Annotated in this window: 23 protein-coding genes; 11 read left to right on the top strand and 12 right to left on the bottom strand. The window is 60.2% G+C overall.

Features of this window, described 5'->3' with window-relative positions; genetic code table 11:
- The first annotated feature begins 60 nt into the window (after positions 1–60).
- The 8 genes from B9Z37_RS02515 (at position 61) to ntrC (ending at position 9051) form a co-directional block, all read left to right on the top strand.
- Positions 61–1032 carry a YVTN family beta-propeller repeat protein gene (locus tag B9Z37_RS02515; protein ID WP_407067217.1) on the top strand — a complete coding sequence of 324 codons (972 nt, stop codon included), beginning with the start codon at positions 61–63 and terminating at the stop codon, positions 1030–1032.
- A gap of 34 nt (positions 1033–1066) precedes the next feature.
- Positions 1067–1858 carry a polysaccharide deacetylase family protein gene (locus tag B9Z37_RS02510; RefSeq protein WP_240606620.1) on the top strand — a complete coding sequence of 264 codons (792 nt, stop codon included), beginning with the start codon at positions 1067–1069 and terminating at the stop codon, positions 1856–1858.
- Positions 1859–1862: 4 nt separating this feature from the next.
- Positions 1863–2825, top strand: coding sequence for a sterol desaturase family protein (locus B9Z37_RS02505; RefSeq protein ID WP_108311451.1), 963 nt, complete (start codon positions 1863–1865; stop codon positions 2823–2825).
- A 48-nt stretch (positions 2826–2873) separates the two neighbouring features.
- Positions 2874–3797: an EI24 domain-containing protein gene (locus tag B9Z37_RS02500; RefSeq protein ID WP_108311450.1), complete on the top strand. Its 924-nt coding sequence runs from the start codon at positions 2874–2876 to the stop codon at positions 3795–3797.
- 24 nt (positions 3798–3821) lie between these two features.
- A complete protein-coding gene (locus tag B9Z37_RS02495; RefSeq protein ID WP_108311449.1) occupies positions 3822–4637 on the top strand; it encodes a competence/damage-inducible protein A in 816 nt (271 codons plus the stop codon).
- A 286-nt stretch (positions 4638–4923) separates the two neighbouring features.
- The gene (glnA, locus tag B9Z37_RS02490; protein ID WP_108311448.1) at positions 4924–6339 is read left to right on the top strand and encodes a type I glutamate--ammonia ligase; all 1416 of its coding nucleotides are present in this window, start codon (positions 4924–4926) and stop codon (positions 6337–6339) included.
- Between the two features lie 85 nt (positions 6340–6424).
- Positions 6425–7489 carry a nitrogen regulation protein NR(II) gene (glnL, locus tag B9Z37_RS02485; RefSeq protein ID WP_108311447.1) on the top strand — a complete coding sequence of 355 codons (1065 nt, stop codon included), beginning with the start codon at positions 6425–6427 and terminating at the stop codon, positions 7487–7489.
- A gap of 23 nt (positions 7490–7512) precedes the next feature.
- Positions 7513–9051 (top strand): nitrogen regulation protein NR(I), encoded by a 1539-nt coding sequence (gene ntrC, locus B9Z37_RS02480; RefSeq protein WP_108311446.1) that lies wholly within the window; start codon positions 7513–7515, stop codon positions 9049–9051.
- Between the two features lie 9 nt (positions 9052–9060).
- On the opposite strand, the gene B9Z37_RS14725 is transcribed toward ntrC, so the two are convergent.
- From B9Z37_RS14725 to B9Z37_RS02460, 5 genes are all read right to left on the bottom strand, one after another.
- Positions 9061–10029, bottom strand: a complete 969-nt coding sequence (locus tag B9Z37_RS14725; protein WP_108311864.1) for an RluA family pseudouridine synthase — start codon at positions 10027–10029, stop codon at positions 9061–9063.
- A 15-nt stretch (positions 10030–10044) separates the two neighbouring features.
- A complete protein-coding gene (locus B9Z37_RS02470) occupies positions 10045–10344 on the bottom strand; it encodes a 2Fe-2S iron-sulfur cluster-binding protein (protein ID WP_108311445.1) in 300 nt (99 codons plus the stop codon).
- A gap of 49 nt (positions 10345–10393) precedes the next feature.
- Positions 10394–10534 carry a hypothetical protein gene (locus B9Z37_RS14400; protein ID WP_019427071.1) on the bottom strand — a complete coding sequence of 47 codons (141 nt, stop codon included), beginning with the start codon at positions 10532–10534 and terminating at the stop codon, positions 10394–10396.
- Between the two features lie 145 nt (positions 10535–10679).
- Positions 10680–11318, bottom strand: a complete 639-nt coding sequence (locus tag B9Z37_RS02465) for an NAD(P)H-dependent oxidoreductase (RefSeq protein WP_108311444.1) — start codon at positions 11316–11318, stop codon at positions 10680–10682.
- Between the two features lie 89 nt (positions 11319–11407).
- Entirely contained in the window at positions 11408–11944 is a 537-nt protein-coding gene (locus B9Z37_RS02460) for a pseudouridine synthase (RefSeq protein ID WP_108311443.1), read from the bottom strand.
- A gap of 36 nt (positions 11945–11980) precedes the next feature.
- On the opposite strand from B9Z37_RS02460, the gene B9Z37_RS02455 reads away from it, so the two are divergent.
- Positions 11981–12721, top strand: coding sequence for an SOS response-associated peptidase (locus tag B9Z37_RS02455; protein WP_108311442.1), 741 nt, complete (start codon positions 11981–11983; stop codon positions 12719–12721).
- 220 nt (positions 12722–12941) lie between these two features.
- Here B9Z37_RS02455 and B9Z37_RS02450 read toward each other — a convergent pair whose 3' ends face one another.
- The 7 genes from B9Z37_RS02450 to B9Z37_RS02425 all read right to left on the bottom strand — a co-directional run bounded on the left by B9Z37_RS02450 (position 12942) and on the right by B9Z37_RS02425 (position 18289).
- On the bottom strand, positions 12942–13568 hold the full coding sequence (locus B9Z37_RS02450) for a pyridoxamine 5'-phosphate oxidase family protein (RefSeq protein WP_108311441.1): 627 nt from the start codon (positions 13566–13568) through the stop codon (positions 12942–12944).
- Between the two features lie 135 nt (positions 13569–13703).
- Positions 13704–14243: a DUF924 family protein gene (locus B9Z37_RS02445; RefSeq protein WP_108311440.1), complete on the bottom strand. Its 540-nt coding sequence runs from the start codon at positions 14241–14243 to the stop codon at positions 13704–13706.
- A gap of 53 nt (positions 14244–14296) precedes the next feature.
- On the bottom strand, positions 14297–14494 hold the full coding sequence (locus tag B9Z37_RS14280) for a hypothetical protein (protein ID WP_146179688.1): 198 nt from the start codon (positions 14492–14494) through the stop codon (positions 14297–14299).
- Positions 14495–14559: 65 nt separating this feature from the next.
- Complete coding sequence (locus tag B9Z37_RS02440) at positions 14560–16395, bottom strand: glutamine--tRNA ligase/YqeY domain fusion protein (protein WP_108311439.1); 1836 nt, start codon at positions 16393–16395, stop codon at positions 14560–14562.
- 141 nt (positions 16396–16536) lie between these two features.
- The gene (locus tag B9Z37_RS02435; protein ID WP_108311438.1) at positions 16537–17214 is read right to left on the bottom strand and encodes a DUF799 domain-containing protein; all 678 of its coding nucleotides are present in this window, start codon (positions 17212–17214) and stop codon (positions 16537–16539) included.
- A gap of 14 nt (positions 17215–17228) precedes the next feature.
- Positions 17229–17645, bottom strand: a complete 417-nt coding sequence (locus tag B9Z37_RS02430) for a DUF4810 domain-containing protein (protein ID WP_108311437.1) — start codon at positions 17643–17645, stop codon at positions 17229–17231.
- Entirely contained in the window at positions 17627–18289 is a 663-nt protein-coding gene (locus tag B9Z37_RS02425; RefSeq protein ID WP_108311436.1) for a CsgG/HfaB family protein, read from the bottom strand. Before B9Z37_RS02425 ends, B9Z37_RS02430 begins: the two co-directional genes overlap by 19 nt.
- Positions 18290–18554: 265 nt before the next feature.
- Between B9Z37_RS02425 and B9Z37_RS02420 the strand changes: the two genes are divergently transcribed.
- Together B9Z37_RS02420 and B9Z37_RS02415 are read left to right on the top strand one after the other, a co-directional pair.
- A complete protein-coding gene (locus B9Z37_RS02420; protein WP_146179687.1) occupies positions 18555–18941 on the top strand; it encodes a hypothetical protein in 387 nt (128 codons plus the stop codon).
- Positions 18942–19024: 83 nt separating this feature from the next.
- On the top strand, positions 19025–19849 hold the full coding sequence (locus B9Z37_RS02415) for an undecaprenyl-diphosphate phosphatase (protein WP_108311863.1): 825 nt from the start codon (positions 19025–19027) through the stop codon (positions 19847–19849).
- The last annotated feature ends 60 nt before the right edge of the window (positions 19850–19909 follow it).

The following is a 19909-nucleotide window of genomic DNA, read 5'->3' as shown; positions in this document are numbered from 1 at the left end:
ACACTTGAATGTGATTTTGAAAGCGTTTTTGTGATTTCCTTGCTTCCTGTTCTTCGATTTTTGGCGGTGGCCGTATTCGGTCTTCAGTTTTTCGGTGTTTCGGCGCAAGCCCCTGCATCGGCTCCGGCCCCGGTTTTTGTACTCAATTCCCTTGATGGCACGGTCAGCGTGATCGATCCGGTCAGCTGGACCGAAAAAAAGCGCATCCCCACCGGCAAAGAGCCGCACCACCTGTACATGACGCCCGATGAAAAATCCGTCATTGTGGCCAATGCGCTCAGCGATTCGCTGACCTTCATCGATCCACGGACAGCCGAAGTTCAGCGCACAGTCACTGGCATTCTGGATCCTTATCAATTGCGCTTTTCACCCGATATGAAGTGGTTTGTCACGGTGGCCAACCGCCTCAACCATGTGGATATTTACCGCTGGGATGGCCACAAACCCACGCTGGTCAAGCGCATTGCCACAGGCAAAACGCCCAGCCATTTGTGGATCGACAGCAAAAGCACCACCTTGTGGGCCAGCATGCAAGACAGCAATGAGCTGGTCACCATCGACTTGGCCACGCAAACCCTGAAAAGCCGTGTGCCCACGGGCACCATGCCTGCCGACGTGTTTGGCACGCCCGATGACAAAACCCTGCTGGTGGGTTTGACCGGGGGCGAAGGCGTCGAGGTTTATGACGTGGGCAGCGGAACGCCACGCTTGGTCAAAACCATTTCCACAGGCAAGGGAGCCCACGCTTTTCGTGCATTGGGTGACCGCAAGCATGTGCTCGTGAGCAACCGTGTGGCCAACACCGTCAGCCAAATCGACTACACCAGCATGCAGGTGGTGGCCGAGTTTCCCGGACCCTCGGGCCCCGACTGCATGGACGTGAGCAAAGACGGCAAAACCTTGCTGCTCGCTTCGCGCTGGGCCAAAAAACTCACGGTGATCGACATCCCCAGCCGCAAGGTTGTGCGACAGGTGAGCGTGGGCAAGTCGCCGCACGGTGTGTGGACACTCGACCATGCGGGCCGCAACTGACACCCTGAAAACCGGCGTGCTGGCCCTGGCGGCCATGGCACTGCCCGTCTTGGCTCAAAGCCCACAGCGCCCATGCACACAAGCGGTTTACCTGACTTTTGACACCGGGCACATGGGCGTGGCCCCGCTGATTGCGCAAGTGCTGCAACGCCAGCAGGTCAAGGTCACCTTTTTTGCCGCCCAGGAAAAAACCCAACAAGGCGACGGCACTTTGGGCCAGCACTGGGCCCCGTGGTGGAAAGCCCGCGCAGCCGAAGGCCACGCCTTTGCCTCGCACACCTGGGACCACGCCTACTGGCGTGCCGACCTGAACGATGCCAAGGACCAGAAGTTCCGCATCCGTCCCAGCGCCGGTGCACAAGCAGGCCAAGACTTGGTCTGGACCGCCCAAAATTATTGCGACAACTTGCGCCAAGCCGCCCAAAGGCTGCAGGACGTGACGGGCCAGGCTCCCTTGCCCTTGTTCCGTGCGCCGGGGGGTAAAACCTCGGCGCGATTGCTGGCAGCGGCCAAGCAGTGCGGCTTTGCCCACGTGGCTTGGGCCGATGCCGGTTTTCTGGGTGACGAGTTGCCCAGCGGCGCTTACCCGAACGCCCAACTCTTGCAAAAAGCGTTGCGCAACATCCGCGCGGGCGACATCCTGATGGCGCATTTGGGCATCTGGTCACGCCAAGACCCGTGGGCCCCTGCGGTGCTGGAACCCCTGATCCAAGGGCTCAAAGCCAAAGGCCTGTGCTTTGCCACGCTGCGCGAGCACCCGTCCTACCGCGACTGGATTGGCCAGCACCCCTTGCAGCTTGCGGCTTTGCCCGATTCGCGACAATAAGCGCATGGACTTTTTGCTCGACGGTTTTGCTTGGCTTCAGCAAACGCTTTACGAAGCGTTGGTGCAGCCCATTGCCTTTGCCGCAGGGCAGGGCCATCTGCTGGAAAAAGCCTACGAAGGCACAGGCTGGCTGGTGGTGGGTTTGCTGCAGATCGCCGTGTTGCTTGTCGTCATCGGGCCACTGCAACGCCTGTGGCCCGCCGAGTCGCAGCACGACGCCCGGGCCGTGCGCGTCGATGTGCTCTACACCTTGATTCACCGCTTGGGCCTGTTCAAGCTGGGCATGTTCTTCACGCTCGACTACGCTTTTGAGCAAGGCTGGGGCGTGTTGCGCAGCATGGGTTGGCCCACGCTGCACTTGGATGGTCTGTGGCCCGGCGTGACCGACTTGGCGCTGCCCAGTTTTGTGCTGTACCTGGTGGTGTTTGACTTCGTGAACTACTGGGTTCATCGGGCGCAGCACCAATCCAACACCTGGTGGGCTTTGCACTCGCTGCACCATTCGCAGCAGCAGATGAGCATGTGGACAGACAACCGCAACCACCTGCTGGACGACGTGGTGACCAGCCTGATTTTGTCGACCGTGGCGGTGCTCATTGGCGTGGGGCCTGGGCAGTTTGTGGCGCTGGTGGCCATCAGCCAGCTGAGCGAGAGCTTCCAGCACGCCAATGTGCACATCTGGTTTGGCCGCATCGGCGAGCGCCTGTGGGTCAGCCCGCGCTTTCACCGCAGGCACCACAGCATCGGCATCGGGCATGAGTCTGAAGTGCAGGGCCGCAAAGTCCTGGGCGGCTGCAACTTCGGCGTGCTGCTGCCCTGGTGGGACATGCTGTTTGGCACAGCGGACTTCCAGCTCAAGTTCGATCCGACCGGCGTGCGCGATCAGGTGGAGCAGGGCCGTGACTATGGGCGCGGATTTTGGGCGCAGCAATGGCGTGGCTTGCTGCGTCTGGTGAGCCGGGCCTGACATCCGCACAGCACTGGCGCTTCTTGCGCAACTGCTAAGCTTGTACCCATGAAACTCTTGATCGATTCCTTCTGGCGTTCAGCCATGTATTGCCTGTACCCCCGGGTGATCGGCTTGTCGGTTTTGCCGCTGGTGCTGATCGTGGCCCTGTCCTGGTTGCTGGGCTATTTGTACTGGGACACCGCCGTCACAGGCGTGCGGGCCTGGCTGGATGCCTCCAGTTGGCTCACAGTGGTGTGGCGCTGGTTGGAGGGCATTGGCTTGCCTGACCTCAAGACCGTGGTCGCGCCCTTGATGGTGATTTTTTCGGTCACGCCGCTGGTGGTGGTGGCCTCTTTGCTGGCGGTGTCTTTTTTGATGACCCCTTCTCTCACCCGCTTGGTGGCCGATCGGCGTTTTGTGGGCCTGCAACGCAAGCACGGCGGCAGTTTGCTGTTCAGTTTGTGGTGGACCTTTTTGTCTTTGCTGCTCGCGCTGGGGGCCTTGTTGCTCACGCTGCCCATGTGGCTGGTACCGCCTTTGGCCATGTTGCTGCCTGCGCTCATTTGGGGCTGGCTCACCTACCGCATCATGGCGTTCGATGTGCTGGCCGAGTTTGCCAGCGCCGACGAACGGCACACTTTGATGGCCCGCCACCGCATGAGCTTGTTGGGCATGGGTGTGATCACGGGCCTCATGGGCGCTGCGCCCAGTCTGGTGTGGGCATCGGGGGCCTTGTTTGCGGCCGCCTTTGTGATTCTGGTGCCGGTGGCCATCTGGATTTACACCTTGGTGTTTGCCTTTTCTTCGCTGTGGTTCGCTCACTTTGCGCTGGCTGCATTGCAGGCCCTGCGTGCCGAGCCTTTGAACGCCGTGGTGGACGAAGTTTTGTCCGCCGTACCGCCTTCGCCCCACGCCACAGCCAAGTTGGGCATGGACCCCAACGACCCATCCGCTGATGTGACCGATGTTGAACCACGGCGCGCGAACTGATTCTTTGCAGAAAGCCCTTTGACCATGACCCCCAGATTTGGCCTGATCATCATCGGTGACGAAATCATGTCCGGCAAACGCCAGGACAAGCACATGCCCAAAGTCATCGAGTTGATGTCTGCACGCGGCCTGACCCTGACTTGGGCCGAGTACGTGGGCGATTCGCCCGAGCGCATCACCGCCACCTTGAAGCGGGCTTTTGAATCGGGCGATGTGGTGTTCAGTTGTGGCGGCATTGGGGCCACCCCCGACGACCACACCCGCCAGTGCGCTGGCCGGGCGCTGGGCGTGCCGCTGGCGCTGCACCCCGAAGCCAAGCGGCTCATTCAAGAGCGCATGCAAGACACCGCCAAAGAGCAGGGCCTGCCCTATGAGCCCGAGCGAGACGACAACGTGCACCGCCTCAACATGGGCGTGTTCCCCGAAGGGGCCAACATCATCCGTAACCCGTACAACAAGATTCCGGGTTTCCGTTGTCAGGGCGCAGGCGGGGGCATGGTGCACTTTGTGCCGGGCTTTCCGGTCATGGCCTGGCCCATGATCGAAGCCGAGCTGGACGCACACTACGCCGCTCATTTCCAGCAAAACGCATGGCTGGAAAAATCGGTCATCGTGTTCGGCTCGATGGAAGCCACGTTGACGCCTTTGATGGAGGCCATTGAGTCGGGGCATCCCGGTGTCAAGGTGTTCAGTTTGCCCAGCGTGGACCACCCGCAATGGGGTCGCCACATTGAGCTGGGCGTCAAAGGTGAGCCCGGCAGCGCCGAGTCGGCCTATTTGGACTTGCGCCAGGGCCTGATGGCCTTCAATCTGGAATATGGCCCCGAATTGGTGCGTTGATGTAAAATTCACCTTAATGGTGCAAAATTGCACAATTAAGGTGCACCTCTACTCGCCCCGTCTTTGGGCGCATGGGGTTCAATGACCGGAAAATCCCGTGTCGAGCTGATGGGGCGCTCTGTGAGTTGCCCGACGTGTTCTTTTTTTCTGCGTCTCAGGCGGCCAATCGGGCCTCCTCAGGGCACAATCTTGGGATGTTCAGGCGCAGTTTATTGAGTCAAGTTGGCACAAAAACTGCAATACCCGAGCGTAAGCTTTTTAACCCCTTTCCATTCAGGAGAATTTGATGGCCAAGACCGTCGCAGACGTGATGAAGATGGTGAAAGAGAACGAAGTCAAGTTCGTTGACTTCCGTTTCACCGATACCCGTGGCAAATGGCAGCACATCACTGCGCCCGTGTCGCAGTTCGACGAAAGCAAGTTCGAAGACGGTCAAGCGTTTGACGGCTCTTCCATTGCTGGCTGGAAAGGCATTGAAGCCTCCGACATGCTGTTGATCCCCGATCCAAGCAGCGCCATCATCGACCCCTTCTTCGAAGAAGTCACCCTGGTTCTGATCTGCGACGTGATCGAGCCCACAGACGGCAAGGCCTACGAGCGTGACCCACGTTCCATCGCCAAGCGCGCTGAGACTTACCTCAAGCAATCGGGCATGGGCGACACCGCCTACTTTGGTCCCGAGCCAGAATTCTTCTTGTTTGACGACGTGCGCTGGAGCACCGAGCCGAACAACACCTTCTACGCCATCGACGAAGCTGAAGCCCCATGGAACAGCGGCACCAAGATGGAAAACGGCAACAGCGGTCACCGCAACCGTGTCAAGGGTGGCTACTTCCCAGTGCCTCCCGTTGACAGCACGCACGACATGCGCAGCGAAATGTCCCTGATCCTCGAATCCGTGGGCATTCCGGTCGAAGTGCACCACCACGAAGTGGCGGGCGCAGGTCAGTGCGAAATCGGCACCAAGTTCTCCACACTGGTCGAGCGCGCTGACTGGACACTGCTGCAAAAGTACGTGATCCACAACGTGGCCAACGCTTACGGCAAAACCGCCACTTTCATGCCTAAGCCCTACGCTGGCGACAACGGCTCCGGCATGCACGTTCACCAGTCCATCTGGAAAGACGGCAAGAACCTGTTCGCAGGCAATGGCTACGCTGGTTTGTCTGAATTCGCTTTGTTCTACATCGGCGGCATCATCAAGCACGCCCGTGCCCTGAACGCGATCACCAACCCCGGCACCAACAGCTACAAGCGTTTGGTTCCTCACTACGAAGCTCCTGTGAAATTGGCTTACTCGGCCAAGAACCGCTCCGCTTCGATCCGCATCCCTAACGTCGCCAGCGACAAGGGCCGCCGTGTGGAAGCCCGCTTCCCCGATCCATTGTGCAACCCTTACCTCGGCTTCGCAGCCTTGTTGATGGCTGGCTTGGACGGTATCGAAAACAAGATCCACCCCGGCGAAGCAGCGACCAAAGACCTGTACCACCTGCCTCCAGAAGAAGACAAGTTGGTCCCCACCGTTTGCTCCAGCCTGGACCAAGCTCTGGAAGCCCTCAACGCAGACCGCGCCTTCTTGACCAAAGGCGGCGTGTTCACCGACTCGTGGATCGACGCTTACATCGACTTGAAGATGCAAGAAGTCAACCGCAGCCGCGTCGAAGTGTCGCCTGTCGAATACGACATGTACTACTCGCTGTAAGCGGTATGCGCCATATTGCACATCCCCGTGCAATAGAAACAAAGGACGGCCTTGGCCGTCCTTTTTTTTGCAAAGACGTGAGACCATGACCGCGCCAGTTTCCCGATTTCAGGCATTCGATTTGTTGGCCACACCTGTAGCGGTGTTGCAAGGGCAGGGCCGTGTGCGCTTTGTCAACGCGGCGCTGGAAGACGCCTTGGGCTTGTCCAGACGCACGCTGTTTGACACCCACATGCCCGATTATTTTCTTGACCCCCAACCGCTCATCAGCGCCTTGGTGGGGGCGCAGTCCAACGAGTTTGCGGCGCTGCGCTATGAAGCACAAATGCGGCGCCTGCACCACGAAGACCCCTTGCCCGTGCACGTGATCGTGGCACCGTCGGATCAGGAAGGCGAAGTGATTGTCGAGTTGCTGCCCGTCGAGCAACAAACCCGCCAAGAGCGTGAAGAGCGCTTGCTCGACCAAGCGCAGGCCAATAAGGAGCTGATCCGTAACCTGGCGCACGAAATCAAAAACCCCTTGGGCGGTATCCGTGGCTCGGCCCAGTTGCTGGAGCTGGAGCTGGACAACAAGGAGTTGACCGAATACACGCAAGTCATCATCCGCGAAGCCGACCGCCTGCAAACCCTGGTAGACCGCTTGCTGGCCCCGCACCGCAGGCCGCATGTGGTGGGCGATGTCAACATCCACGAAGTGTGCGAGCGCGTGCGCACGCTGATCCTGGCCGAGTTTCCCAAGGGCCTCAAGGTCGTGCGCGATTACGACATCTCGATCCCCGAGTTCCGGGGCGACCGCGAGCAACTCATTCAGGCGGTGCTCAACATCGCGCACAACGCCTCGCAAGCACTGCAAGAGCGCATCGCGCAAGGCGATGGCCAGATCACGCTCAAGAGTCGCATCTTGAGACAAGTCACGTTTGGCAAGCAGCGTTATCGCCTGGCATTGGAATTGCATGTCATCGACAACGGGCCTGGTGTTCCAGACTCGATCAAGGACCGCATTTTCTACCCGTTGATTTCGGGGCGCGAAGGCGGCTCCGGCCTGGGGCTCACATTGGCGCAAACCTTTGTGCAACAACACCACGGCATGATCGAATGTGACAGCGAGCCCGGTCGTACGGACTTCAAGATTTTGATTCCGTTGCCTTGAGAACCACAGAAAGTGCCACGTTGATGAAGCCGATCTGGATCGTAGACGATGACCAATCCATTCGCTTTGTGCTTGAAAAAGCACTCTTGCGCGAAGGCTTGCCCACCCGCAGCTTCACCAACCCGCGCGAGGTGCTCAAGGCGCTGGACGCAGAAGGTGACGGCGATGGCCCGCAGGTGCTGGTCAGCGACATCCGCATGCCCGGCGGCTCGGGCTTGGATTTGCTGACGGCCATCAAGCAACGCATGCCGGGTTTGCCCGTCATCATCATGACGGCGTTCTCTGACCTCGACAGCGCCGTGTCGGCCTTTCAAAGTGGCGCGTTTGAATACCTGCCCAAGCCCTTTGATTTGCCCAAAGCGGTTGAGCTGATTCGCCGCGCTGTGGGCGAGAGCCAGCGCGAGGACGTGGCCGAAGAAAAAGTCACCGATGCGCCCGAAATGCTGGGCCAAGCCCCGGCCATGCAAGACGTGTTTCGCGGCATTGGCCGCCTGGCACAAAGCCATGTCACCGTGCTCATCACGGGGGAGTCGGGCTCCGGCAAAGAGTTGGTGGCGCACGCGCTGCACAAACACTCGCCGCGTGCCAACCAACCCTTTGTGGCCATCAACACCGCTGCCATCCCCAAAGACCTGCTCGAGAGCGAACTCTTTGGTCACGAGCGTGGCGCCTTCACGGGCGCACAAGCCTCGCGCCGAGGGCGTTTTGAGCAGGCCGATGGCGGCACCCTGTTTCTGGATGAAATCGGCGACATGCCCTTTGATTTGCAAACCCGCTTGCTGCGCGTTTTGTCGGACGGCAACTTCTACCGGGTGGGCGGGCACAGCGCGGTCAAAGCCAATGTGCGCGTGATCGCGGCCACCCATCAGGACCTGGAGCAGCGCGTCAAGGAAGGCGTGTTCCGCGAAGACTTGTACCACCGCCTCAACGTGATCCGCCTGCGCCTGCCCGCCTTGCGTGAGCGGCGCGAAGACGTGCCCATGCTGGCGCGCTACTTTTTGCAGCGCAGTGCACAACAATTGGGCGTGGAGCCCAAGCGCATTGCCGACGCCGCACTGGAACGCCTGAGCCAGTTCCAGTTTCCGGGCAACGTGCGCCAACTGGAAAACATTTGCCACTGGCTGACCGTCATGGCCCCTGCGCAAGTCATTGAAGTCAAGGACTTGCCGCCCGAAGTGCTGGAAGCCGGGGCACACCCCGGTGCGCAAGCTGCACAGGCTGCTTGGGCGCCTTTGACACCAGCAGACGCAGAGGGTGCCCCTGCGGCCCACACAGCCGAGTTGGCCGATGTCGTGCCTCAGTTGGGTGCCGCGGTGGCCAGCCTGCCTGCGTCGCACCCCATGGCCAAAGTCTGGGAGTCGGGTCTGGAAGAAGAAGCGCTGGCCTTGCTCAACGCGGGCCGAACCGATGTGTGGGATGTGCTGACCCGCCGCTTTGAAACCAGCCTGATTCAGGCCGCGCTGGCGGTCACGAGGGGACGCCGAATCGAGGCCGCCCAAAAGTTGGGCATTGGCCGCAACACCATCACCCGCAAGATCCAGGAGCTGGGCATCGACGACTGAGCGCGCAACTCAGTTCTTGCGGGCCACCCAATAAGTGGCGCCTTCGGGGCCATATTGCTCGGCATGAGGCTCGTCGCGGTTCAGTGAGAACTCGTCGCCGGGTGTCAGGTAGCGCTTTTGTGGGCTGCCGTCGGGCGCAGCGCAGCTCAGCCACAGCTGGCCTGCCGTCACCCGCGCTTTGACCGCAAAGGGGTGCGTGTGCGTCTCCAGCACCACGTTGGGCTCCCAAGTGCGTTCCAGCACTTCGTCAAAACCTTCGGCCAATGCTTGCTGCTTGAATGCTTCAAAACTCATGGTGGGAACCTCCGTGAAATGGCCGTAAGGTGCGTGGGCTGACCAGTCGGTTGGCACTTCAAACGCCATGGGTGCATCGGTGAACGGGTGCGGAAAAGCCAGCGACTGCGCATGCAGCATCAGGCGCGGACTGAGCGCCCGCACCGGGGCGGGCGCATACAGCGCGTCGCCCAGCATGGGGTGGCCAATGCTTTGCAGGTGCACGCGCAACTGGTGGGTGCGCCCGGTCACAGGCTCCAGCTCCACCAGGGTGGCGGTGTCGCTGCTTTGCTGAGCGCGCCAGCGGCTGCGGCTGGCTTTGCCGTCCGGGTGCACGATGTGGATCGGGCGACGCTCCCAATCGAGCAAGATGGGGCCGTCAATCGTGCGCCAGCCGTCTTCGTCGGCAGGCACCGCTTGTTGGCTTTGCAGGGGCTGGCCAGCCACCACCGCCATGTAGCGCTTGTGCACCTGGCGGGTTTCAAACAGGCGGCTCATGCGGCGCTGTGCCTCGATGCCACGGGCCATGACCAGCAGCCCCGAGGTGTCCTGGTCGAGCCGGTGCACCACCAGCGCTTCGGGGTAAACGGCCTGCACGCGGCTGGCCAAGCAGTCTTGTTTGTCGGGGCCGCGTCCGGGCACCGACAGCAGGCCACTGGGCTTTTCCAGCACCAGCAGGTGCTCGTCTTCGTAGATCGGGGTCATGCGGGGCAGCATCGGTCAGCCAGCGGTAGCGGCGGCTTGCATCAGCACCACATCAGTCAAGGGACGGGCCACACAGGGCAGCACCAGACCTTCGGCTTTTTCTTCGGCGGACAGTCCGGGCCATTCCACGGTGTAAGTCACCTCGCCACTGACCAGCTGGCACATGCAGGTGCGGCAAGTGCCGTTGCGGCAAGAGCTGGGCAACTGCACCCGGCCCAGGTCGGCCGCTTCGAGCAGGGTCAGGTCACCCTCCACGTCAAATTGCAAGTTGGCGGGCAGCACGCGGGCTGTGAAGATCTGAAAAGGGGCGGACATGGAAAGAAGGAGAGGCCCAGCACTGGGTCAGGCAAGGCCTTGGGGCGCTTTATTTGTCTTTGACTTTGCCGCGAGGCGCCACAAAGGTGGACGGGGCCATCGGGCGGTCTGAGGTGAACGTCTTGGGGGGCGACGTGTCTTTCTTTGGCTTCTTGGCCATTTTGTTGCTGCGTTGTTCGCCTTTGGCCATGTTGGTTCCTTGGATTGCATCCCGACTTGGGAAGGCTTGATGTTAAAGCACAAAGCCGCAGAATCTGCGGCTTTGTGTGGGGTGACCTGAGGGGCTCAGGCCGCAGAAAATCTGCCGCCGAAAGCGCCTCAGGTTTTGGCGCTTGTTATTTGACTTCGGTCACGAACTGGGCGGTGGGGCGGCGCACTTTTTTCAGGTTCGCCAACCAGTCGCCTTCGGCGGCGCGGTAACCCAGGGGCACGATCACCACGCTGCGCAAGCCGCGAGCGCTCAGGCCCAAGATGTCGTCCACGGCTTTCGGGTCAAAGCCTTCCATGGGCGTGGCATCCACTTCTTCAAAAGCCGCAGCGATCAAAGAAGCGCCCAAACCAATGTAGGCCTGGCGAGCGGCGTGCTCGAAGTTCACTTCTGGGGTGCGGGCAGGGTAGTTCTTGAGCAACATCTGGCGGTAGTTTTCCCAGCCTTCGTTGGTGCCGCCGCGTTGTGCGTTGGTCAGGTCAAACATCATGTTGATGCGGTCGGCCGTGTAGTTGTCCCAAGCAGCAAACACCAGCAGGTGCGAACCGTCGGTGATTTGGGCTTGGCCCCAAGCCTTGGGCTTGATTTGCTCGCGCACGGCGGCGTTAGTCACCACGATGACTTCGAAAGGCTGCAAACCGCTGGATGTGGGGGCCAGACGGGCGGCTTCGACGATGCGGTCCACTTTGTCTTGGGGCACGGACTTGGTCGGGTCCATTTTTTTGCAGGCATAGCGCCATTCGAGTTTGTTCAGCAATTCAGACATGTGAAATTCCAAAGGGGGTTAATTGAAAGTGTGCGGCGATTGTGGCCGAAGTGTGCCAACGCGCCTGTCGCCTTTGCCAAAGCAGGGCTTCAGGCGGGGACTTCTTGCCAAGTGCCTGCGGGCAAGTCGTTCAGGTTGTAAGGCCCCACGGCGGTGCGAATCAGCCGCAGCGTGGGCAAACCCACTGCGGCGGTCATGCGCCGCACCTGGCGGTTGCGCCCCTCGCGAATCGACAGCTCCAGCCACGAGGTCGGGATATTCTTGCGCTCGCGGATCGGCGGGTTGCGCGGCCACAGGTCGGCAGGCAGCTGCACCGCGCGGGCGCGGGCGGGCAGGGTGGGGCCGTCGTTCAGCGTCACGCCCCGGCACAAAGCGGTCAGGGCTTTGTCGTCCACCATACCCTCCACCTGCACCAGATAGGTCTTCTCCATTTTGAAGCGGGGGTCTGAAATGCGGGCTTGCAGCGGACCATCGTCGGTCAGCAGCAGCAAACCTTCGCTGTCGGCGTCCAGGCGCCCGGCCACATACACGCCGGGCAGGTCAATGTGGTCCTTCAGCCCAGTCCAGCGCCCCTCGGGGGTGAACTGGCTCAGCACGCCATAAGGTTTGTTGAAGCGGATCAGCATGGGCGTGAGCGTAGCAGGTCGGTTAGCATCCCCCGCATGAGTACCCAATATGAATGCCTGAAAAGCGCCGACCTGTATGCCGAGGCCTTTGGCGTCGCCCCCCCCGAAAAACTGCCCGGCAAAGAAGTCTGGCCGCGCCAGCCAGGCTTGTTCATCCGCAAAGCATTTGTGCCCGGCCAGCCCGCCGCAGAGCCATTTGCTGAACCCGGTGCTGAACCCAGCGCTGAACCCGCTTGCGAGGCGGCAGCACCTGCGGCCCCCGCCAGCACACTGGTGCTGGAGCTGGCCCAAGGCCAGTTCGGGCTGGTGCCTACCTGGGTCAAGTCGGCGTCAGACGCCAAACTGCGCTCGACCAAGTTGGCGGTCACCCGCTACGAAACCATGAGCACCGCCACCCCCACGCGTGAGACTTGGCTCAAAGCCCAACGCTGCATCATCCCGATGCAAGCCTTTTTTGAAGACGACTGGCGTACCCGCAAAGCCGTGCCTACGCGCATTGCCCGTGTGGACGGCAAACCCATGGGTGTCGCGGGCCTGTGGGAGCGTTGGACCCAAGACGGCGAAGAAATCATCAGCTTCACCTTGCTGACGGTCAACGCCAACAGCCACGCGCTGATGAACCGCTATGGCCAAAATGGCAACGAAAAACGCATGCCCGCCATCCTGAACGAAGGCGCTTGGTCCGCTTGGCTGACCGCCCCGCTCGACAAAGCCCGCGAGTTCATGCGGGCCTATCCGGCCAACTTGCTGCTGGCCAACCCGGTTCAGAAAAAATAAGCCCGTCACACCTGTCTGTTTGGATAGCCCGCGCGCTGTCATGCCCCGTTCTAGGTCATAGCCGCCTTTAACTGTCATACCCACCTTTCACTGTCATACCCACCTTTCACTGTCATACCCGCGCATGCGGGTATCCACGGCAGCCGAAGGCATGGACCCCGGATCAAGTCCGGGGTGACAGATGTTTGTCATTGCTGCCTTTCACTGTCATACCCGCACCTCACAACGACTGCTTGTAACGCTGCACCATCTCGGCCTGCGATTCGATCTCAATCGTCTCGCCCTTGAAGGCCTGAATCTGGTCACGCAGCATCTCACCCATGGTGGGCAGTTGGCTGCGCTCAGGGTGCCGTGATGCATCCCACAGCTGCGAACGCATGAAGGCTTTGGCGCAATGTAGGTAAACCGACTCCACCGTCAGGCGGATCACCAGCGCGGGCGTGCGCCGCGCATCGGCACACAGGGCCAAGTCGGCCGGGTCGGTGCTTAAAACCGCTTGGCCGTTGATGCGCAAAGTCTCGTCAAACCCCGGCACCATGAAGAGCAAACCCAAGCGCCCGGTGCTGACAATGTTCTCCAGCGTGTCCAAGCGGTTGTTGCCCGGTGAGTCGGGCACCAAGAGCGTCTGCGCGTCCAGCACCTTGACGAAACCCGCATCGCCCCCACGAGGTGAGGCGTCCATGTGCCCATCTGCATTGCTGCTGGCCAAGACCACAAAGGGCGACAGCGCGATGAAGCGGATTGCATGCGAGTCCAGTGACGGCATTTCTTTTTTCAGCGAACGCTCACTGGCGGGGCCGTAGAGCTGGCGCAGGGCTTCGAGGGTGGTGATGTGTTGGGCAGCCATAGGTGGGTTGCTTAAGTGTGGCGATGTACCCAAATTAGGTTGGTTCATACCCATTTTGGGTATTTGGTAAGGGCGAGCTATGGATATTCTGGCTTAAAGCGATGGATGGCCACGGCCCATATCCATGCGGCAGCGTTAAAACCCCGACCCCGGCTCACTCAAAAAAGCCAGTTCCTCGGGCGTGGACTCGCGGCCAAGGATGACGTTGCGGTGAGGGTATCGGCCGAAGCGCTCGATGATGGTTTGGTGGCGTTGCTCAAAGCGCAGGGTGTCTTCCATGCCCGGTTGCGCAAACAGGGTGACGGCTTGGGCGTGCACCAGGGCGGACTCGCTGTGCATGTAGGGCATGTAGGCAAAGCTTCGCTGCGCCAAGGGCAGGCTGCTGTCTTGCCCACTGGCCACCAGCTCTTGCGCCAGCGCCAAAGCCAGCGCGTCTTGCGCAAAGGCGCGGGGCGTGTCGCGGTAGACGTTGCGCGAGAACTGTTCGAGCACCATGACCTCGGCCAAGCGCCCCTCGGGCGTGGCGCGCCAGGCAAACAACTCACACCGCGCCGCGGCTTCTAGCGTCACCCCGAAGCGGGTGCGGATGGCTTCGTCCAAGGCGGCGTCTTTGGCGAAGTGGTCCTTGGGGGTGAGCTCTGTGAACCAGAAGTGGAGGATGGCGTGGGGTTGCATTGGCCTCATAGGCAACGCAATAGATAAATTTTTGTAATTACTTATTTTGTAAATCACTCTTTTGAGTGTTTTTGGCGCAAACTTTTGACATACTTGATAGCATCTCCCCATAAGCCCATTGACATAAATAAAACAGTCCAAACACCCCACCAAAAGTCGGTGAAAAGCAGGTAAATGCCGCCGCAAATAGCAGAGAAAACAAACAAAATTCCGAACCATTCCGGGGGTGGTCGGCCTGGGTAGTTATTCATATTTTTGATTTTTTGGTTGGAAATATTTTTCTAATAAATTAGAAAAATAAATCATTAAAAATTCTTTACTTACCCCAACTGTCCTTTAACCCCGTCACCCGGTTAAACACCGGCTTCGTTCCCGCCACATGATCCAGGCGGTCGGCCACAAAGTACCCAAACCGCTCAAACTGGAACTTCTGGTCTGGCTGCGCCCCGGCCAATGACGGCTCCATATACGCGGTGACGACTTTCAGGCTGTCCGGGTTCAGCGACTGCAAGAAGTCTTTGCCGCCCGCATCGGGGTGCGCTTCGGCAAACAGGCGGTCGTACAGGCGAACCTCGGCTGGCACGCCGTCGGCCACGCTCACCCAGGTGATGGCGGCTTTGGCTTTGATGCTGTCGGCGCCGGGCGTGCCGCTTTTGGTGCCGGGGATCACTTTGGCGTGCACCTCGGTCACATTGCCCGCCGCGTCGCGTGCGCAGCCCGTGCACTCGATCACGTAGCCGCCTTTCAGGCGCACCACGTTGCCCGGGAACAAGCGCTTGTAGCCCTTGGGCGGCACTTCTTCAAAGTCTTCGCGCTCGATCCAAACTTCTTTGCCGATCAGGAACGTGCGGTCGGCCGGGGGCGTTTGGCCTTCGGCTATTGCCGAGTGGGGCAGGGCGGGTTGGCTGCAATCTTCTGTGTAGCCGTCGCTGCCAAAAGCCTCGGCCCAGTTGGTCAGCACGAGCTTGACGGGGTCAAGCACGGCCATGCCGCGGTGGGCTTTGTTTTCCAGGTCTTCGCGCAGGCAGCCCTCGAGCGTGCTGTAGTCGATCCAGCTGTCGCTCTTGGTCACGCCAATGCGGTCGGCAAACAGGCGCAGGCTCTCAGGCGTGTAGCCCCGGCGGCGCAGGCCCACGATGGTCGGCATGCGCGGGTCGTCCCAGCCGCTGACTTTGCTTTCGTTGACCAGTTGCGCAAGCTTGCGTTTGCTGGTGATCACATAGGTCAGGTTCAGGCGGGCAAATTCGTATTGCTTGGGCGCGGGCGCGGCCAGCAGCTTGCATTCGCACAGGCGCTCCATCAGCCAGTCGTAAAACGGGCGCTGGTCTTCAAACTCCAGCGTGCAGATGCTGTGGGTGATCTGCTCCAGCGCGTCTTCGATGGGGTGGGCAAAGGTGTACATCGGGTAGATGCACCAGGTGTCGCCCGTGTGGTGGTGGGTGGCGCGGCGGATGCGGTAGATGGCCGGGTCGCGCATGTTGATGTTGGGTGAGGCCATGTCGATCTTGGCGCGCAGCACGGCAGCGCCGTCGGCCAACTTGCCGCCCTTCATTTCGCGGAATCGTGTCAGGTTTTCTGCCACGGTGCGGCTGCGGAAAGGGCTGTCCACGCCGGGCTTGCCAAAGTCGCCCCGGTTGGCGCGCATGTCTTCGGCGCTTTGTTCGTCCACATAGGCGTGGCCGGCTTCAATCAGCGCCTCGGCAGCGCGGTACATGAAGTCGAAGTAGTCGCTGGCTTGGTAGGGCGCGGCGCTGCCAGCGGCTTGGCCCAGTTGCGCCCAGTCAAAGCCGAGCCATTTCACGGCGTCGATGATGCTGTTGACGTATTCGGTGTCTTCTTTTTCGGGGTTGGTGTCGTCAAAGCGCAGGTGGCACACGCCGCCGTATTCCTTGGCCAGCCCGAAGTTGATGCAGATGCTTTTGGCGTGGCCCACATGCAAATAGCCGTTGGGTTCTGGCGGAAAGCGGGTGCGGATCTTGGCCGGGTCGGGCTCGCCCGCAGCGTGGTGCGCGGCATCACCCGGGCTGCCTGCCCAGCGGCGGCTGGCGTAGGTGCCTTGCTCCAGGTCTTTTTCGATGATCTGGCGCAGGAAGTTGCTGACTTTGTGTTCAGCAGAGGCGGAATCGGAGGCTTTGTCGGTGGGGGAGGTCATAGCGTCTGATTTTAGGGGGTGCAGACGCCGTGTTGAGGCTGTTTTGTCGGCTGATTTCCCCCAGCAGTGCTTTGCACACCACCGGGGGCTGACCACCCGGGCAACGGCACCGCTTTCGCAGCGCCGACTCGGGTCATCGGATCAGCGAGGTTTGTCGGCCTCTTTGTTGTAGTGCGGCGAGCGCGGACCAAAAAGCAGGCCCTGGAAGCGTCCAGCCGACAGCAAGCGCCGACTGGTCAGACCTGCCATGGGGTGGCTTTGGTCGGTGACGGTGCCCACGATTTGCTTGACGATGGCCGTGATCAGCATGCCCGCCAAGCCACCTTGGTTTTGGTTTTGCTGCTCAGCGGTGCTGGCCGTGGCGCTGCCGGTCCACAGTACTTTGTCGGTTTTCAGGTCAACCAAACGGGCTTGCGCCGTGACGGTGGTGTTGCTGTCCAGCACCTGATAGACCGTGCCGTATTTGGTCATGGTGATGTAGAGCGCTGCATCGGCACCAAAAATCTCGCGCAGTTTGGCGCTGGGCAGTTCGTGAGCGTCTTGGGCCTGGGTGACGCCGTTTTCTTTCAGGGTTTCATCGACCAGCGAGACGGGCAACACGTAGTAGCCCGATTCGGCCAAGGGGAGAGTCACCTGGGCCAGCATGCTGTAGGGCGCACGGACTTCAGGGGTTTTGTTGACAGGGGGAAGCACCAAGATCGACTTGGGGTTGCTGAGTTTGTATTCGGTGTAGTCGTAGGGCACCGGGGGTTTGGTGGCGCAACCACTGAGCACCAGTACGGCCAACGCAGCGGCCGCAAGTTTGAGGAAGTTTTTCATGTCGGGGGCTGGACTCAGTTGGATTTGAATTTGCGCAGCAAGAAATTCACAAAGGTTTCAGACTCTGGGAATTGGGCTTTTTCGGCTTGCAGGTGTTGCTGGAAACGGCCCAAGTCACCTTGCTTGCCATGCAGCAAGCCCAGGTGGGCTTGGTAGCCCGGTGGTGTGGCTTGGCCTGCGGCGCGCATTTTTTGCAAGTCGTCTTCCATCAGCTTGGCCTGGGTGTCCAGGCTTTCGCGGTCGCCCCGGAAATAGGTGTCGAGGTTTTTCTCGTACCCGTTCCAGCCATAAAGCGGCGGTGGTGCCTTGTTGGCGCAGCCCGCGAGGGCCAGCACGGTGGCCAGCAGGGCCACGGTTTTGATACGAGCGGGCATGCTTGGCGTGGTGTGTGTGCGGTGGCTCATGCTTTGGCTCACAGGGCTGGACGCCATGCGCCGTTTTCGATGCCGCTGACCAGGTTGTTCACGGCGTCGCGGATGGCCAGGTCGAGCACCTTGCCGTTCAAGGTGGCGTCATAGCTTGCAGTGCTGCCAAAGCCAATGACTTCGCGCTCGGACAGGCTGTATTCGCCCGCACCCTGCGATGAGTAGACCACCTCGGAGGTGAGGGTGTTGACGATGTTGAGGTTGACTTTGGCGTAAGCAATTTGTGTTTTGCCACGGCCCAAGATGCCAAACAGTTGGCGGTCACCCACGTCTTTGCGGCCGAACTCGGTCACGTCACCTGTGACCACGTAGTCCGCACCTTTGATCTTTTGGGTTTGTTTTTTGAACTCGGCTTCTTGCTTGATCTCGCTCATCACGGTGCGGTCGAGCACGTTGAAGCGCTGGCTTTGTTGCAGGTGCGTGACCAAGATGGTTTGCGCCTGGCTGCCCATGCGGTCTTCGTTGTTGGAGAACACGCCGCGCATGAAGGACGAGCGGTTGTCAAATTTGCCCACCGACACGGGCACGCGAACGCCCATGTGCGGGCGTGCAGCCGATTCCACTTTCTGAATGGGCAGGGTGCGTGATTCTTCTTGCACACATGCGGTCAGGGACAGGGTGGCCAAAGAAACGAGTAAGAGTTTTTTCATGTCAGTGAGTTCCGTAGAAACCGGAAATTGTAAAGATGGAATCCTGCAATTGAATTACAAAGTTGTAATTAATTGATGGGGTTCTGATGATCATGGTGAAGGCACTGGGCCCATTGACGGGGCGTTTGGCATGCGGACTTGCCGGCCCCGTTACGACTGGAAACCACTGTAAAGCGCTGTCGGTCCACCAAACGCCGGGCTGCCGCGCTAAAGGCGCAGGGAGCCTGCTTTCAAGAAAAGCCAACGTGATCAGAGGAACTTTGTCATGCGTTATCCATTCAAACCGTCATTTTCAAGAGCCATGGCACTGCTGGGCCTGTTGGGCTTGGGTGTTGTGCAAACGGGTTGCGCCCATCCGGTGGTGATGGAGCCTTCGGTGGTGTTTTCATCGCAAATAGGCCATTCGCCTGTTTATGCACAGGTGAGTGTGCCCGGCTCGGTAATTTATGGGCCGCCCCGGATGATCTATGCTCCGCCGCCCCCGCCGCGTGTGATTTATGCGCCGCAGGTGTACCGCCCGGGACCGGGTTGGGGTTATGGGCATGACCATCGCTGGGGCCATGACCGCCATGAAGGCGGCCGGGGTGAACGCCGTGACGAGCGTCGCGATGGCCGTCGCGGTCATGGCGACCGCGACGATTGGCGACGTTGATGGCAAATGCCGCGATGACGTGCGAGTGGCCAAGGCCAGTGCATCGCAGCGGCGATAATCGGTGGCAGATTTCAGGAGTGCGTGTGGATACCGTTTTGTTGCTCAAGGCCGCTGTGATGGGCCTGGTGGAAGGTTTGACCGAGTTTCTGCCGATTTCGTCCACCGGACATTTGATCTTGGCCGGGGCCTTGCTGGGTTTTGACGATGACAAAGCCAAGGTGTTTGACATCGCCATCCAGACAGGGGCGATTCTGGCCGTGATCATTGTGTATTGGCAAAAGATCAGCTCGACCATGCGCGCCTTGCCGCGCAGTGCTGATGCCCAGCGCTTTGCGCTGAATGTCTTCATTGCCTTTGTGCCTGCAGTCGTCCTGGGTTTGTTGTTTGGCAAAGCCATCAAGGCGAACTTGTTCACGCCTGCGGTGGTGGCCACCACGTTCATCATTGGGGGCCTCATCATTTTGTGGGCCGAGCGACGTCCGGCCAGTGCGGTGCGCATCCACGAGGTGGAAGACATGCGTGGTCGCGATGCGCTCAAGGTGGGGCTGGTGCAGTGTCTGGCCATGATCCCGGGCACGAGCCGCAGCGGTGCCACCATCATTGGTGGCATGTTGTTGGGGTTGTCGCGCAAGGCCGCGACCGACTTTTCGTTTTATTTGGCGATTCCCACGCTCATAGGCGCGGGGGCTTACAGCCTCTACAAAGAGCGTGCGTTGCTCAGCATGGCCGATGCGCCCATGTTTGCGGTGGGTTTGTTGTTTTCGTTTTTGAGCGCTTGGGTCTGCGTGCGCTGGTTGCTCAAGTTCATCTCAACCCACAGTTTTGAGGTGTTTGCCTGGTACCGGATTGTGTTCGGTGTGGTGGTGCTGGGCACCAGCTACAGCGGGCAGGTGACCTGGGCGGCTTGAGACTGTCGGGTTGTGTCATGCCCGAAAGGTTGCCCTGTCATACCGCAAGGGATGTTTTGA

The organism is Limnohabitans parvus II-B4 (assembly GCF_003063455.1).
Classification (GTDB): Bacteria; Pseudomonadota; Gammaproteobacteria; order Burkholderiales; family Burkholderiaceae_C; genus Limnohabitans_A; species Limnohabitans_A parvus.
This window is presented reverse-complemented; position numbering and strand designations above follow the sequence as displayed.

What these genes read in the sequence shown, in the direction of transcription:
- B9Z37_RS02510 (WP_240606620.1), top strand. Translation starts at nt 1,067, where the DNA reads ATGGCACTGCCCGTCTTGGCTCAAAGCCCACAGCGCCCATGCACACAA.
- B9Z37_RS02505 (WP_108311451.1), top strand. Translation starts at nt 1,863, where the DNA reads ATGGACTTTTTGCTCGACGGTTTTGCTTGGCTTCAGCAAACGCTTTAC.
- B9Z37_RS02500 (WP_108311450.1), top strand. Translation starts at nt 2,874, where the DNA reads ATGAAACTCTTGATCGATTCCTTCTGGCGTTCAGCCATGTATTGCCTG.
- B9Z37_RS02495 (WP_108311449.1), top strand. Translation starts at nt 3,822, where the DNA reads ATGACCCCCAGATTTGGCCTGATCATCATCGGTGACGAAATCATGTCC.
- glnA (WP_108311448.1), top strand. Translation starts at nt 4,924, where the DNA reads ATGGCCAAGACCGTCGCAGACGTGATGAAGATGGTGAAAGAGAACGAA.
- glnL (WP_108311447.1), top strand. Translation starts at nt 6,425, where the DNA reads ATGACCGCGCCAGTTTCCCGATTTCAGGCATTCGATTTGTTGGCCACA.
- ntrC (WP_108311446.1), top strand. Translation starts at nt 7,513, where the DNA reads ATGAAGCCGATCTGGATCGTAGACGATGACCAATCCATTCGCTTTGTG.
- B9Z37_RS14725 (WP_108311864.1), bottom strand. Translation starts at nt 10,029, where the DNA reads ATGACCCCGATCTACGAAGACGAGCACCTGCTGGTGCTGGAAAAGCCC.
- B9Z37_RS02470 (WP_108311445.1), bottom strand. Translation starts at nt 10,344, where the DNA reads ATGTCCGCCCCTTTTCAGATCTTCACAGCCCGCGTGCTGCCCGCCAAC.
- B9Z37_RS14400 (WP_019427071.1), bottom strand. Translation starts at nt 10,534, where the DNA reads ATGGCCAAAGGCGAACAACGCAGCAACAAAATGGCCAAGAAGCCAAAG.
- B9Z37_RS02465 (WP_108311444.1), bottom strand. Translation starts at nt 11,318, where the DNA reads ATGTCTGAATTGCTGAACAAACTCGAATGGCGCTATGCCTGCAAAAAA.
- B9Z37_RS02460 (WP_108311443.1), bottom strand. Translation starts at nt 11,944, where the DNA reads ATGCTGATCCGCTTCAACAAACCTTATGGCGTGCTGAGCCAGTTCACC.
- B9Z37_RS02455 (WP_108311442.1), top strand. Translation starts at nt 11,981, where the DNA reads ATGAGTACCCAATATGAATGCCTGAAAAGCGCCGACCTGTATGCCGAG.
- B9Z37_RS02450 (WP_108311441.1), bottom strand. Translation starts at nt 13,568, where the DNA reads ATGGCTGCCCAACACATCACCACCCTCGAAGCCCTGCGCCAGCTCTAC.
- B9Z37_RS02445 (WP_108311440.1), bottom strand. Translation starts at nt 14,243, where the DNA reads ATGCAACCCCACGCCATCCTCCACTTCTGGTTCACAGAGCTCACCCCC.
- B9Z37_RS14280 (WP_146179688.1), bottom strand. Translation starts at nt 14,494, where the DNA reads ATGAATAACTACCCAGGCCGACCACCCCCGGAATGGTTCGGAATTTTG.
- B9Z37_RS02440 (WP_108311439.1), bottom strand. Translation starts at nt 16,395, where the DNA reads ATGACCTCCCCCACCGACAAAGCCTCCGATTCCGCCTCTGCTGAACAC.
- B9Z37_RS02435 (WP_108311438.1), bottom strand. Translation starts at nt 17,214, where the DNA reads ATGAAAAACTTCCTCAAACTTGCGGCCGCTGCGTTGGCCGTACTGGTG.
- B9Z37_RS02430 (WP_108311437.1), bottom strand. Translation starts at nt 17,645, where the DNA reads ATGGCGTCCAGCCCTGTGAGCCAAAGCATGAGCCACCGCACACACACC.
- B9Z37_RS02425 (WP_108311436.1), bottom strand. Translation starts at nt 18,289, where the DNA reads ATGAAAAAACTCTTACTCGTTTCTTTGGCCACCCTGTCCCTGACCGCA.
- B9Z37_RS02420 (WP_146179687.1), top strand. Translation starts at nt 18,555, where the DNA reads ATGCGTTATCCATTCAAACCGTCATTTTCAAGAGCCATGGCACTGCTG.